Below are 14,917 nucleotides of genomic sequence, written 5' to 3'. Positions count from 1 at the left end.
ATTGCAATTTCAAGCTTTTTGACGATACTTTCGAGTTCTAACGAGCTTTCACTTTCATGTATCTGATACGTATAACAGATTTTCCTATAACTTTATTCCTAAAACTTGAGTGTACTAGACTCAAGTTTTGTTTTCAAGAATTTTCAATCGCAAATAATTTACGCAAATAATTTAGTTAAGTAGCAGACAAAGTTTAATTAAGTAGCAAATAGTCTCTAATTAAGTAGCAAATATGTCGTAATCTTAAAAGCATGAGAATTGCACGTTTTTCGTATAATGAAGTTCCGCAATACGCTTTCGTTCAAAAAGACGAAACCGACGGTAAAGATTATTTAGTAGCGCTTGAAGGGCATCCTTTAAGCCCGCAAGGAGTTAAGCCAACTGGTAAACGTTACGCGTTGGATGCTGATGGAGTGCGTTTGCTTGTGCCTGTTATTCCTTCGAAAGTTTACGGATTGGCAAAAAATTACGATACGCGCTCTGACGACGAGCGCGCTACCTCTCCTGCGGCTTCTTCGCATACTGCCGAAGATATGGTGATTTTTACAAAGCCGAGCACTTCTGTAATTGGTCCGGACGATCCGATTGTGATTCCTGCTTGCTCAAACGACATGAATTTTGAGCCAGAAGTGGCAGTTGTTATGGGCAAAATCGCCAAAAATGTGACTGCAGACACAGCAATGAATTACGTTTTTGGTTTTACGTGCGTAAACGACGTAACTTTACGAGATTGCGCAGGAAGCGACCCAATGTGGACGCGCGCAAAGGGCTTCGACACTTCTTGCCCACTTGGACCTTGGATTACAACCGAACTAAATTGGCGCGATGCACATATTTCATTTACGCTTAATGGCGAAAATGTGCCAGAAGCTGACGGCACTACAGCTCGACTTATTCACAGTATTCCTGAGCAAATTGCTGCGATTTCAAGCTTCTCAACGCTTCTTCCAGGAGATGTGATTTTGACAGGAACTCCGTACCCAGCTGGAACTTTGCGCGCTGGTGACGAAGCGATTGTACACGTAGATGGCATCGGTTCGCTGCGCAATGTGATTGTGCATGCGTAACTAAAATCATCAATTTGACTTAAAACTTTGACTTAAAACTACACGAATGCGCGTGGGCCAAAGATTGCCGAACCGATTCGAACCATCGTCGAGCCTTCGGCAATCGCCCACGCAAAATCGCCGGACATTCCCATCGAAAGCTCTAATTTTGCAGAGTTTCCATCATGATCTTGCGCGAGTTGTTCACTTACACAATCTCTAATTTCTCGCAATTTTGCAAAACCGCTTCTCACTATTTTTTCATCATCCACACGCGCTCCAAGTGTCATAAATCCGTGCAAATTAAGCGCCGGAAGACTAGATATAGCGAGCGCTTCGTCAATCGCACGTTCTGTCGCACATCCGGATTTTGTAGCTTCTCCCGAAACGTTCACTTCCAGCATAACATCTACGCAAAGTCCCAAATTTTGCGCGCGAGCAGATATTTTTTGTGCAAGCTCAATGCCATCAACCGACTGAATCCCATTTGCAAGCGGCAAGACTTTGTTTATTTTATTGCTTTGCAGCTGACCAATTAAATAGAGTGGAATTTCGCCGTTCACACCAACGCTTAAACCTTCTCTAGCAGCTTGCGCGCGTAAAATTTCAGCTTTTGCAACAATTTCTTGCGGGCGATTTTCCCCAATTACTCGCACTCCAGCACGAAGCGCCGCCATAATTTCGCCAACATCTCGCGTTTTAGTTGCGGCAAGCAACATAACCGATTCAGCTTTGCGACCATAATGCGATTCGGCTTGAGCAATGGCGTCTTGCAAGCTGTGCACGCCGTCGGCAATTTGACGCGCACGAACACAATCGACCTCAGTATTCGCCAAATCTTTTTGCGTCATATATGCCATTTATTGCCCCAATCTATCAAACCTAACTACATAGTTTAGTCGAGGAAGGGCACGGATTTGTCGGCTAAGTTTGCGCGAACAGAATCCCACGGCGTGTCAAGGCTTTTAAATAACGCGAGCGCGTCGGCAGCACTCATATCTACAGGCTGATTTTGCCCAGGCTTTTTGTATCCCAAAAGATACATGCAGTAGCCGATCATGCGCTCGGCACTCCAGCCAGCTTCTCGAAGCGCGCCAACGTCTAGCGAGTGCTTACTTTTTGCAAGCCGCTCGCCTTGAGCGTTATCAATTAGCGGCAAGTGCGCAAATTGCGGACGCACATAATGCACACCGTGAGCCGCAAAAAATCCCGATTTTTCAAGCAGCTCACCAATCCAAATCTGCAACGCTGCCGAACGAAGCAAATCACGCCCGCGCACAATATCATTTACTCCGCTCAAAACATCGTCAACAACAACCGCAAGCTGGTAAGAAAAAACGCCATCCGCGCGACGAATCACCATATCACCCAAGTCGCGATCAATATTAAAAGATTGCGCACCAAAAATCGCGTCTTCAAAATCAATATTTGCCTCCCTCGAATCAGCCGAAGGAACAGCAAGCCGCAAAGAATGTTGCTGATTATTTTGCAAACGCTTTTCGATTTGTGCCAAACCTTGCGCGTTTTTACGAAGATTTCTGCACGTACCCGGGTAACGTATGAAACCGTCGCCTTCCTGCGGAGCTGCGATTGCGCGAATGTCGGAACGCGAGCAAAAGCAAGGGTAAATCAACGAATTTCCGTCGTCGTCTTGCAAAGATTCTAGCGTCTCAAGAGCTTCTTGGTAAATTGCAGTGCGTTCATGCTGATAAGTCGGCTCACCAACCCAATCAAGACCAGCCCACTTCAAATCGTCAATAACTCGCGCGCTAGCATCCTTCGGCATGCGCGCAATATCAAGATCTTCCAAACGCAAAAGCATGTGGCCGCCCTGTGATTTTGCAGAGAGCCACGCAGCCAACATTGCTACCATATTGCCAATATGCATACGCCCGGAAGGAGTCGGCGCAAAACGCCCAATTGCAATAAGTGACTTAGAAAACATGATTTCGTCTTTCTTAATAAACGCAAGCTTACAAAATAAAAAGCGCGTAACGCATTCATACTAGCATTACGCGCTTCTTACAATCGCAATAAACCGCAATCAATCACAATCCAAAGCAACTGCTTTATGCAAACAAGACCTTATACATAAGCACGCCCAAGATTGCGCCAGCAGTAGGAGCAACAACTGGAATCCACGCTTCACCCCAGCGAGAAGAACCCTTGTGTGGAATTGGCAAAATTGCGTGGAGCAAACGCGGCATAAGATCACGTGCAGGGTTCAAAGCAGGACCAGTTGGGCCACCCATAGAAGTCACCAATCCCCAAACAACGAAGCCGACAACGATTGAAGCGCCGGCCAAATTCTTCTCACCCCATGGAGAAGTAAGGCAGCAAAGTGCAGCCAGAACAAGCACAAGAGTACCGAAGAATTCGTTAAGGAAGTAGTTAATTTTGTTGTTATACGCATCCGTAGTGCAGAAAGTGCCAAGAATTGCTTCTGGCTCCTCAGTTTCGTTGTAATGCGGCAAATAAGTTACGTACACAATAAGCTGGCCAACCAACGCACCCAGAAGCTGAGCGACAATATAAGGAGCTACATTCTCCCATGGGAACATGCCGTTTACAGCTTGCGCAATCGTCATCGCAGGATTGATATGCGCGCCGGAAATTCCGCCAAACATGAGCACCGGGAACATCACACCAAAACCGTAACCCATGGCAATATTGAGCCAACCGGCATGGTGTCCTTTAGTATTTTTTAATTCAACGTTTGCTACAGCACCGTTTCCGAAAATCATAAGAATAGCAGTGCCGATAAATTCTGCAGCCAACGTTGCCATAAACGAATGTTGCATGGTCCTTCGATCCTTCTTACCTGTTTCAAACTCCACACACGTAATCACGCGTCAATAAATTCACAACTCGCAATTGCGATTAGCACAGCATGGAACACAATATATTCTCATTTTCAAAGAAGCTAAGAAAATGAATTCCAACAATTATTCTTTGATAGTTTCCCTTATGCGCGCGACAGTCTGCACGAGCAGTAAAATCGCCCTCACATCAAAAGAGGCCCGCCACTTTGGCGAGCCTCTCGTTTACAAAAACAACTTCAGCGGATTCATCTGCACAACATCCTCGTTGCAACGGTTAAAGTCTTTAATGTCCCGTCCAACGTCCACGGATTTCATATCCATACACTTTTGTGGGTTACCGCTATCTCTATTTGTTTTTGTACTTATTATTATCGTCACTTTTCGCTTAATAGTAAAGTACAGAATAGCCTTTGTTCACATATTGTTGCTACTGTTCAATTGCACACAAAAAATCAAGTCTCTTGCACTATTTTGTGAACATGCAAAGGTTGTCATGTGCACTTGCGTTCTTATTGCATAATTGTCGGCGTGTCGAAAGCTTCGACACTCAGTCGCGCACTTCCCTTACAACGCATACAATTACGGAGTATGGTACAAATTTTTGACGCTCCCTCAAAGGCGATTTTGCGAGGTCAAATTGCAGAACACATCGCCGAAGATGAAAAGGCAGAAAAGCGTGAAGCTCGTGAGGGTGAGCTACCGTTGCCAAAGGATCGTTTCTTCGACCGCGAGTTAAGCTGGTTGAAATTCAATCGACGCGTGCTTGAGTTGGCTCAAAATACCGATTTGCCACTCCTTGAACGTGCTAATTTTGCTGCTATTTTTGCGTCAAATCTCGACGAATTCTTTATGGTTCGAGTCGCAGGCTTGAAGCGACGCATTGATTCTGGCATTGCTGTTACCGCAGCATCCGGGCTCAGCCCACGCCAACAATTGCGCGCTATCAGCGAAGTGACGCATCGCCGCCAAGATGAGCATGCGCACTATGTTATCGACCATATTCTCCCGGAACTTGCCAAGCAGCGCATTGTTTTGCTCAGCTGGGATAAGCTTACTCAGTCCGAAAAAGATCGCCTTTCGGATTACTATCGCAAGCAAGTATTCCCTGTGCTCACCCCACTCGCAGTGGACCCTGCACACCCGTTCCCATACATTTCCGGCAAGTCTATTAACTTGGCTGTTATCGTCGAAAATCCAAATTCTGGGAAATCGCATTTTGCGCGCGTAAAAATTCCAGACAATTTGAACCGTCTTGTGCCAGTTGACGATTTAACAGATGAAGAAGGCCGCGAGGAACGCTACGGCTTTATCACCATGGAAAAGTTGATTGCAGCGCACTTGGAATCGCTTTTCCCAGGCATGATTATTAAGGAAGCTCGCTCCTTCCGCGTTACGCGTAATGAGGATATTGACGTTGAGGAAGACGATGCAGAAAACTTGCTCAACGCTATGGAGAAAGAGCTTTTGCGTCGCCGCTTTGGACCGCCAATTCGTTTGGAAATTTCCGACGAAGCCAGCCCGTTCCTTTCCCAACTTCTTGCCAATCAGTTGCGAGTAAGCCCTGAGGAAGTGTATCGCTTACCTTCGCCGCTCGATATGACGGTACTTTTTGAGTTGCAGGCTTTGGATCGCCCAGATTTAAAGTATCGTCCGTTTATTCCGACTACGAATCGTCAGATTGCGGAAGTTGAAACTAGCCATGCGCAAGATATTTTCGCTTCGATTCGTGAGCACGATATTTTGTTGCATCACCCTTATGATTCCTTCTCTACTTCTGTGCAGGCTTTCCTTGCGCAAGCTGCTGCCGATCCGAAGGTTCTTGCAATTAAGCAGACTTTGTACCGAACTTCTAGCAATTCGCCGATTATCGATGCTCTTGTTGACGCGGCTCACGCTGGTAAGCAGGTGCTTGCGTTAGTTGAAATTAAGGCACGATTTGACGAGGATGCGAATATTGCGTGGGCGCGTAAGCTTGAGCGCGCAGGCGTGCACGTTGTATACGGCATTGTTGGTTTGAAGACGCATTGCAAGTTGTCTCTTGTGGTCCGTCAGGAAGCAGAAGGATTGCGACGCTACTGCCACGTTGGTACAGGAAATTACAATCCTAAGACAGCTCGTTTATACACGGATTTGGGATTGCTTACTTGCGATCCTGTAGTCGGACAGGATTTGACGCGTCTGTTCAACCAGCTTTCTGGTTACGCTCCAAAGTCAAGTTTCCACCGCTTACTTGTTGCTCCGCGTACGGTTCGCACTGGCATTATCCAACGTATTCGCCGCGAGGAAGCAGCGGCTCTTGCTGGTAAAGAAGCGTGGATTAAAATTAAAGTCAATTCTGTGGTTGACGAGCAAACTATTGATGCCTTGTACCGCGCTTCGCAAGCAGGCGTGAAGATTGATATTGTTGAGCGTGGCATTTGCTCATTGAAGCCTGGTATTGAGGGATTGAGCGATAATATTCGCGTTCGTTCAGTACTCGGCAGGTTCCTTGAACATAGCCGTATTTACGCGTTTGCTAATTCTTGTGGTCCACAAATTGGAGACGGCCCTGCGAGCGGTCCAGAAGTGTGGATTGGTTCAGCTGACTTGATGCACCGCAATCTTGATCGTCGCGTGGAAACGCTGGTTCGCATTAGCGCCCCTGACCAAGTTGAAGCGTTGATTCAGTATATTGATTTGCAAATGGCTGATTCTACGGTCTCATGGTGGATGGATGGCGATGGCACGTACACCTTGCACTCTCGCGACAAGGAAGGTCGTCCGCTCGTCGACAGCCAGGCTTATTTAATTCACACCCACACGCGCAAGCCTCGTGGTGCGAACTAAGTAAAAAGCTAACGCAATAAATAGCGTACGCAACGGCTGCATTGCGACTAACACGTTGTTTCCCGTGCGAATAGCTGAGAAAAATAAAGTCAAAAATCAATCTAAAAACTACAAAATAGCCTGCTGGTTTGCAATAATTTGCATAATTCAGCAGGCTTTTGTATATAATACAGGCAAGTTTACCGCGGACGAGTTATGGCGACTTTGCGAGCGCTATCGGCAAGTTCGTCCAGTTTTGCAAGCTCTATGCGCTGAGCGTCCGTCTGATTTGGTGTAAATTCACCGTAACGATTTTCTGCAGCTTTTTGAATTAAAAAGTCAGCCAAGCGCGGATTTTTCGGCAAAACTGAGCCGTGCATATACGTTCCAATAACGTTATATTTGCGAGCGCCTTCCGTGTGATCTTCACCATTATTTCCGCAATTTTCACCATCAACCGAGCCAAGCGGCTGCGTGCCATCTTCCAAGCTTGTGCGCCCGGAATGATTCTCGTAGCCCACAATATCGCCAAAATCGGCGCTGTGCTCCACAAGATTTCCAATCATGCGCACGTCTTGACCAACCGTATGCTCACCGAGTATGCCAATTCCTTGAAGCTTTTGGCCCTCAACGGTTTCAAAATACTCTCCAAAAAGCTGGTAAAGTCCGCAAATCATAAGCATTGGCACGCCACTTTTTGCAAGCTCCCGAATCGCATCCGCGCGCGCAAATAAATCTTCAGTAACTCTACTTTGACCATGGTCTTGGCCACCGCCGCCAAGAATCATATCCACACGCTTTGGCCAATCATCGCCAACATTGTACTCGTGCAACACAGGTTTATATCCGTACAATTCCGCACGGCGCATAATCGTAAGCACATTGCCATAGTCGCCGTAAATATTCATGTCTTTCGGATATAGCGACACAATATCTAGCACGCGATTTTTATACTCATTATTAGCAGTTGCCTGACTAATATCACTGGCACCATTCATGACTTCTACTTTCCAACTACTTTCCAACTCCAACGTCTTTAACTTCCGCAAGTTGCGCTAAAGTCGCGCGCACGCGGAGCATGGCAGTATACGTGCAGTATATGCGTTTTGCGTTTTTAGTGTTGCCACTAAAATCACCGTTCACGAAAGATTTAACGTCTTCTTCTAAATCCGTATTCACATTGCGAGCCGCAACCTTATCGTATTCCAAGCGCAAAGCCATGTCCCATGCGCGAGTGCCAGAAACGCACGCAACTCCACTGCCGCTCAAGCATGTAAAATCAACGTCCCACAGCCAACTCATGTCTCGCCCGTCCGCATATTCGTCGCAAATCGCAATCATTGTATCGTGATTTTGCGGATGATCAGAAGCAAGCGCAAGCCTAAAACCAATAGGATTTTTTACTAAAACAAGCTCAACTGGAGCACTATTAACTTCAATTACTTCGCCTCGCCCGAAAGCTGGAGTCACGCGCGAAATCGCCGCCATAAGCGCATCGTCGTCGAATTTTTGTAGCGCAGAATTTTGTTTTGCCGCGTCCGCTAAGATAGCACGAACTACAGTTGCAGCAGCTGCGGCGTTGAAAATATTGTAAGCTCCGTCGAGTTTTACGGAAGTAGTTTTACGCTGCCCTTTGATAATAAACTCAGCCTCGTGGTCGCCAACTTTTGAAAGCACAACATCTGCTTTGGGAAGGTTGCTATCTCTCCCCACTGCACCGTCTTCGCAATTTTCGTTTTTCTCAACATTATTGTGCAAATCATCATCCGTTGGGAACATACTTTTTACTGCATCATCCAAACCGAAGTAGCGCACGCTGGCACCAGAAAGAACAACGCTTGCAAGCGCACGAATACGTGGATCTTCACGGTTTAACACTACCGTTCCTTCAGTCGCAGCGGCTACGTTACTTAATAGTTTTGCAGTCGTATCAATTTCGCCGAAACGGTCGAGCTGGTCGCGCATAACATTGAGTAACGTAGCGTAACGTGGTTTAATTTGATTTACAAAATGCACTGCGTACGCTTCGTCAAGCTCTAAAACCGCAATATCCGCGTCTAGTTTTGTGCCAAAAGCAGGCATAGTTTTTGCGAGAGCTGCCACTACGCCTCTAGTAAAGTTGGAGCCTGTTGGATTCGTAAATACTTTAAATCCTGCGTCTCGCAGCATAGAAGTTACCATACGCGTCGTGGTAGTTTTGCCGTTAGTTCCGGAAATAAGTACTATTCCGTACGGTAATGTTGCTAAGGTTCGCGCTAAAAAGCCTGGATCAAGACGCTCGATTACTTTACCTGGCAGAGCGCTTCCGCCGTGATGTAAAGCTCTGGAAAGTAAGCATACTAACTTTCCTACAGCGGGCATAGCAAAACTGTACCAATGCTTGTTCAAGGTCTTATTCAAATCTTTATTCAAATCTTTACGCAACTTTTTACGCGATTCATGGTTGCCACTTGACATACTTATCACACCCCTGCCTGCTGATAATCCTGTGGCATATCCATAAATTTGGAAGTTGCGCCAAGGAAGGCAAGATTGAAGGTATCAGTAGGGCCATTACGATGCTTAGCCATAATAATATCCGCTTCACCCGGGCGATCTTCCTTATTGTAGAAATCAGGACGATGCACCAGGAACACCACGTCAGCATCCTGCTCGATAGAACCAGATTCGCGCAAATCCGAAAGTTGCGGCTTCTTGTCGTTGCGCATTTCTGGCCCACGATTGAGCTGGCTTAAAGCCACAACCGGCACTTCAAGCTCTTTAGCGAGCAATTTTAGCGCACGCGAAAATTCCGAAACTTCCTGCTGACGGCTTTCAACGCGCTTGCCGGAACTCATAAGCTGAAGGTAATCGATAACTACCAGTTTCAAATCATTCGTTTGTTTCAAACGACGACATTTTGCGCGAATCTCCATCAAACTCATATTTGGACTGTCGTCAATAAAAAGTGGGGCGTTCTGCATTTTTGTCCAGAAATTATTGAGTGTATTCCAGCGATCCGGCGTAATATCTTCCGCTCTACGCATGGCAGCAAGCGGAATATTCGTTTCTGCAGCAATAATGCGCTGCGCTAATTCCACTTTGCTCATTTCGAGCGAGAATACGATGGTAGTTAGATTATGATGCAACGCAGCCGAACGTGCAAAATCAATGCCGAGCGTTGACTTACCCATGGCTGGACGGCCTGCAACAACAATCATTTGACCAGGCTGCAAACCTTGCGTAACTTCGTCAATATCGCGAAAACCGGTTGGCACGCCTTGTTCAAGCTCATGATTCTGCATTTTATCGAGCTGATCGAGCGTATTTTGCAAAACCGGACCAATAGCAACATAATCCTGACGTATTCTACCAGCGCTCATCTCGTACACTTCCGATTGTGCGAGATTTACGATATCTTCTGCCTGCGCACCTGAGGCAGAATAGCCCATTTGCGCAATTTTAGTGCCGGCTGTAATGACGTTACGCAAAACGGCATTCTGATGCACAATATCTGCATAATACATTGCATTTGCAGCCGTCGGTACGGAAGCCACGAGGCTGTGCAAATAATCGGCACCACCAATTTTATCGAGATTGCCAGCTTTCATTAATTCGTTAGCAACCAGCACAACATCAACTGGCTGCGAACCAGAAAACAGCGTAAGAATAGCATCATAAATTGTTTGATGCTGAGGCTGGTAGAAATCAGCCGTTTCAAGTACTTGCGATACCTCACCAATAGCATCCTTACTCATGAGCATGCCACCGAGTACCGCCATTTCTGCGTCAACATCGTGCGGAGGCACACGATCAAACAGTGTTACACCGCCCATTTCACTGCCGCGACTTGTACTTTCAGAACCGTATAACGAAGCGTCACCGTTGCCGCCTCGATTACTTCCAGCGCGACTCACCTTGCTTGACGCGGACTGCCACATATCATTATCTGCCATAGAATCGAGTATAAACGCGCGCACGTATTACAGCCGCGCAGCAGATTCCATCCACGTATCGTTGCGTATTCTTAGACTATTTCCCACGGCACGACCACCAATATACACAGCGTTTAACACAACCCACAGCGTAATAGTTCGCGTAATATCGTGAGTATTTAGTAGCGAATCAATTGCGTAAGTAGTAAGAAGCGCAAGTAAATACACTACTGCCGTTGCAGAGCAAGCCTTTGCTAAATAACGATGGTCGCCAGCACCAATAAGCACGCCATCTAAAGCCCACATCCAACCAGCAAGAGGTAGGAACAATCCTATTATTGTCATGCCGATCGCAATGAGGAGCTGAATATCCGCGTGCGGAGTGAATAATGGCGAGCAACTCCATCCAACTAATATCATTACTAAACCAACAATCACACTACTTACCGCACCTACTTGAGCGCAAATACGCGTAATCATGCCGGCACGCTCACGAAGACCCGCACCAAGTGCAGCTGCAACAATAGTTTGCGCAGCGATACCAATAGCATCGAGAATATTCATCACAAAGTTCCAGCAAGAATTGGCAACTTGGTAAGCTGCAAGCGTATTCGTGCCGAGTCTCGTGGCCATAACAACCGTGGCAACCATACATACACGCAGTGCAAGAGTGCGCACAAAAAGCGGCACACCGCTACCAGCGGAATGTAAAATATGGCGAAAATGCGGCCGGAGACGCGCCTGACTATGTGCAGCCCACACAATAGCAGGGATAGTGAGCACCAACCCCATATACCATTGCGCAATCATGGTAGCAATACCAGATCCTGCAATTCCTAAACGCAAACCAAACACCATGATTACGTCAAGTATCGTATTAATTATGGCTCCACTTACCGCAGCAAATAAGGTAATGTGCACATTGCGTAAGCCTCGAAATATGCCGTTTGCTGCGTAAACGAGCAGCATTGCTGGCAATCCCGGTATCACCGTTTGTGTGTACACAATTGCATTGCGCAAAGTTTCGCCGCGCGCTCCAACAGCGTAACATAACGGCTCTGCAGCAAACAGAAGTATCACAGTAAGCACAATCCCAAGTAGCATTGCCAACCATAATCCATCCATGCCAACGCTAAAACCTTCACGCCGTTTGCCGGCACCTAAAAAACGAGCAACTTGCGAAGTTGTATTGTACGCGAGAAAAAGGCAAAGACCGGTAGTGGTAAGAAGCACCGTTGAGCCAATAGAAAGCCCTGCAAGGGCGTTGCGGCCAATGTGACCGATAATAGCAGTATCAATGAGCACGAATGCTGGTTCTGCAATAAGTTGACCGAATGTTGGCACAGCAAGCAGCCACATATTGCGGAGTACATCTTTCCGTTGTGAAGCAATGTCGTTAACAGACTTAAGCATGTGAGCATCTACTACAGTAGCTTGCGCAAGATTACTTTGCGTATTTTTGCGTAACGTATCCTTGCTTGACTCGTTTGACGAAGCACGATGTGCGTCGTGCGGCAATGTTGCCATATTGTTATTTTCCAACTGCTTATGTGCCATAGTGTTTTATTGTATCGCTTTACTTTTTAATTAGTTTATTTGCGGCGAAATTACTTTTTTGGATTGTTTGCGTACACAAGCAACTCATCCGCTTACTTACTTTGGTTTGCGCGCTAACACAAATATGTTAAAAGTGCAAATAGAAAGATTGGTTTACACAAGTTATCCGCAGGATATCCACATTGTTATCCCCATTATGTGGATAATTTTGCCAGATGTCCACTTGAACACGCCTAAAATGTGGATAACTCAACTTTTTATTCACATGTCATATTTCGTGCGTGTCTTATTTGATACTTTACGCAGGCAAATGTGCCTTTCAAAAGCCAAGGAAAATCAAAAACCGCGTGCTTTACTTACGTAACACACGCGGTTTGTAATGTCTCGATACATTCGTTACGGAACTATCTTACGATATGCACTTTCAACATTGTGACCATTTATGATCACTTAGCATTGTTGCGTTTACCAGACTTTTTCTTTCGAGTCTCCTCTTGAGACTGTTCAACAGAACCTTCGCTCTGTGCCGTCTCACGACTCTCAGCAACATCCTTATTAGTTGCAGTGTCACCTTCAGCGTTACCTTCAGCGTCACTGTTCTCAGCGTCACTGTCAGCCTCAACAGCTTTGGCAACATCGGCATCTTCAGCTTCACTGTCCTCAGCCTCAGTATCCTCAACTTCGGCATCAGACTCAGCTGCATCACTATCGTCAGCCTCCGTATCCGCTTCTATATTGCTCTCCTCAGATTGAACATCCGATTCTGCAACCTCAGCTTCGATATTTTTACTATCTTCCACTAACGTTTCATCGACAGCAACATCCTGAACATCACTATCAGCGGCATTTTCAAGCACAACCTCACTCTGTTCAACAGTCTCATCGTTAGTATCAACCTCAATCTCCGGACGCTCAGGCTCAGCTGCATTATCATCAACCGCAATATCTACCGACGCAAGCACAGCCATCTGCTCTCTACTCGCATCGCCGTCATTAGCAACAGTTACCACAGCACCGCCATGACTTTGCGCAATAGTGGAAAAATCGTAAGCACGCTCGCCTTGATCAGCTAAATCAACTCCCTTACGCTCCTTAGCTTCCGAAATACGCCACCCTAACAGCTTCTCAAGCGCAAAAGCAACAACCGCTGTTACAGCACCCGAATACAGCACGGTAATACCAATCAAGCATAATTGTGCAACCAACTGATGCCAGTCACCAACAGCAAATAATCCGGTACCGTCAGCAAACAAGCCAACTGCAAGCACACCAATAAAAGCAGCAACACCATTTACGCTCACCACGTGCAAAGCGCCATCGTAACGCACAAACATGCGAGAATGTGAAACCAGCGAAGTAATAACTCCAGCAAGCACGCCCAGCACCAACGCCCACAGTGGAGCAATAACATCCGCAGCAGCAGCGCTCGCAGCCAAGCCAGCCATAATTCCAGAAGCCGCACCCAACGCACTAAAGCAACCAGAACGCAAACGTTCAGTCACACCCCAAGCAAGCATAGAAGCCGAAGCTGTAATCATAGAACTCACCCAAGCGTAACCAGCAACGCCAGGAACACCTGCGGACGAACCAATCATCAAACCAAGCCAGCCAAACCAAATCAAAAACACGCCCAGCACAACAAACGGAACATTATGCGGATGACGGGCAGCTACAGCACTATCTGTGGCGGATTGGGCAGGTTCTGAAGCAACCTCAGCAACTGTTGCAACCGGAGAAACAACAGCACTCTGAACAGCATTCTGCACATTCGCAACATCAGCCCACAAAGCACGAGACAAACGACTTTTCACACCATGATTACGAATATGCTTATCTTTTAATGAATCGGAACCTGCAGCACTACCAGCATCAGCACCAACACTTGTGCGCGCAACATTCTTAATATGCAGCACAAAATGCTTCAATTGGAAATGCGCATGACCGCCAATAATGAGCACAATGGCAAGAGCAGAAACCGCTGCAGCAATATGCAATACAGAACCACCAGCAAAATCGTGCACCTGGATACCAAGAGCTTGCGAAATAGCACCGTTAGGAGATAACAATCCGCCGCCACAAACCATGTGTGCCAACGGAGCGAATACTAACGTCACCCAAACAGCCACAAAAATCAACCAAATAGCATAACGTACACGGCCTGCCAAAGCACCTGTAATAAGCGCAACAGCGACTACAGCACAGGCTAAACGGAAAGCTGCAGGAATACCACCAGCCAAACCAGAATTAGCATCCATGGAAGTAAATACGCCATGATCTGCCACCATGGAATCACGGAACAAAAGGCCACTAATCGGATCTCCAACTACGCCACCGGCCATATCTTTGCCAGCGAAAGCCATAGACCATCCCCACAACGTCCACACAATCGTCGTGACGGCAATAGCACCAGCAGACAGCATCATCATATTTACCATAGAAGTAGCACGTTCGCGACCGCCATAAAACAGCGCAATGCCAGGCGTAATAATAAATACCAACGCACCAGCCAACAACGCCCATTGCGGATCCATTGTGGTCATGTCTCACCTCAATTATTCAACAGCACAACGCAAACGGCACAATAACAGTGCCGTTGCAGCTGACGTATTACATTATTGCTATATAGCTATTGTAACGAGAAAAGTTACGTAACAAAAAGACTATGAAATAAGACTATGCAAAAAAGCTTATAAAAAAGCCTGCTCACCTATGTAAGCAGGCTCATGTAAGCAGGCTCAAAACTTGTGTTTCGGTAATTCAGATTGCCAAATTA

General features: G+C 46.5%; 9 protein-coding genes and 1 pseudogene. 2 read left to right on the top strand and 8 right to left on the bottom strand.

Annotated elements, in window-relative coordinates:
* Nucleotides 1-251: 251 nt before the first annotated feature.
* Complete coding sequence (locus HXT56_RS05880; RefSeq protein WP_421778020.1) at nucleotides 252-1,067, top strand: fumarylacetoacetate hydrolase family protein; 816 nt, start codon at nucleotides 252-254, stop codon at nucleotides 1,065-1,067.
* Between the two features lie 38 nt (nucleotides 1,068-1,105).
* Here the strand turns inward: HXT56_RS05880 and HXT56_RS05875 are convergent, their stop codons facing one another.
* The 3 genes from HXT56_RS05875 to HXT56_RS05865 all read right to left on the bottom strand — a co-directional run bounded on the left by HXT56_RS05875 (nucleotide 1,106) and on the right by HXT56_RS05865 (nucleotide 3,847).
* Entirely contained in the window at nucleotides 1,106-1,906 is an 801-nt protein-coding gene (locus tag HXT56_RS05875) for a YggS family pyridoxal phosphate-dependent enzyme (RefSeq protein WP_421778019.1), read from the bottom strand.
* A gap of 35 nt (nucleotides 1,907-1,941) precedes the next feature.
* Nucleotides 1,942-2,991: a glutamyl-Q tRNA(Asp) synthetase gene (locus HXT56_RS05870; RefSeq protein ID WP_116712430.1), complete on the bottom strand. Its 1,050-nt coding sequence runs from the start codon at nucleotides 2,989-2,991 to the stop codon at nucleotides 1,942-1,944.
* Nucleotides 2,992-3,115: 124 nt separating this feature from the next.
* Nucleotides 3,116-3,847, bottom strand: coding sequence for an MIP/aquaporin family protein (locus HXT56_RS05865; RefSeq protein ID WP_116712431.1), 732 nt, complete (start codon nucleotides 3,845-3,847; stop codon nucleotides 3,116-3,118).
* A gap of 609 nt (nucleotides 3,848-4,456) precedes the next feature.
* Here HXT56_RS05865 and HXT56_RS05860 point away from each other — a divergent pair.
* Complete coding sequence (locus HXT56_RS05860; protein WP_116712432.1) at nucleotides 4,457-6,694, top strand: RNA degradosome polyphosphate kinase; 2,238 nt, start codon at nucleotides 4,457-4,459, stop codon at nucleotides 6,692-6,694.
* A gap of 179 nt (nucleotides 6,695-6,873) precedes the next feature.
* Here the strand turns inward: HXT56_RS05860 and HXT56_RS05855 are convergent, their stop codons facing one another.
* The 5 genes and pseudogenes from HXT56_RS05855 to HXT56_RS05835 form a co-directional block, all read right to left on the bottom strand.
* Nucleotides 6,874-7,671, bottom strand: a complete 798-nt coding sequence (locus tag HXT56_RS05855) for a type 1 glutamine amidotransferase (RefSeq protein WP_421778018.1) — start codon at nucleotides 7,669-7,671, stop codon at nucleotides 6,874-6,876.
* Nucleotides 7,672-7,687: 16 nt separating this feature from the next.
* The gene (locus tag HXT56_RS05850) at nucleotides 7,688-9,130 is read right to left on the bottom strand and encodes a MurT ligase domain-containing protein (RefSeq protein WP_421778016.1); all 1,443 of its coding nucleotides are present in this window, start codon (nucleotides 9,128-9,130) and stop codon (nucleotides 7,688-7,690) included.
* A 5-nt stretch (nucleotides 9,131-9,135) separates the two neighbouring features.
* A complete protein-coding gene (gene dnaB / locus HXT56_RS05845) occupies nucleotides 9,136-10,608 on the bottom strand; it encodes a replicative DNA helicase (RefSeq protein ID WP_421778014.1) in 1,473 nt (490 codons plus the stop codon).
* Between the two features lie 27 nt (nucleotides 10,609-10,635).
* Nucleotides 10,636-12,000: an MATE family efflux transporter gene (locus HXT56_RS05840; RefSeq protein WP_421778505.1), complete on the bottom strand. Its 1,365-nt coding sequence runs from the start codon at nucleotides 11,998-12,000 to the stop codon at nucleotides 10,636-10,638.
* A gap of 1,169 nt (nucleotides 12,001-13,169) precedes the next feature.
* A pseudogene (locus HXT56_RS05835) lies at nucleotides 13,170-14,684 on the bottom strand (ammonium transporter); the annotation flags it as partial.
* Nucleotides 14,685-14,917 lie beyond the last annotated feature (233 nt).

Source organism: Gardnerella nova (genome assembly GCF_049244055.1).
Lineage (GTDB): Bacteria > Actinomycetota > Actinomycetes > Actinomycetales > Bifidobacteriaceae > Bifidobacterium > Bifidobacterium vaginale_H.
The sequence above is the reverse complement of the archived record's forward strand: the minus strand, read 5'-3'. Positions and strand labels throughout refer to the sequence as shown.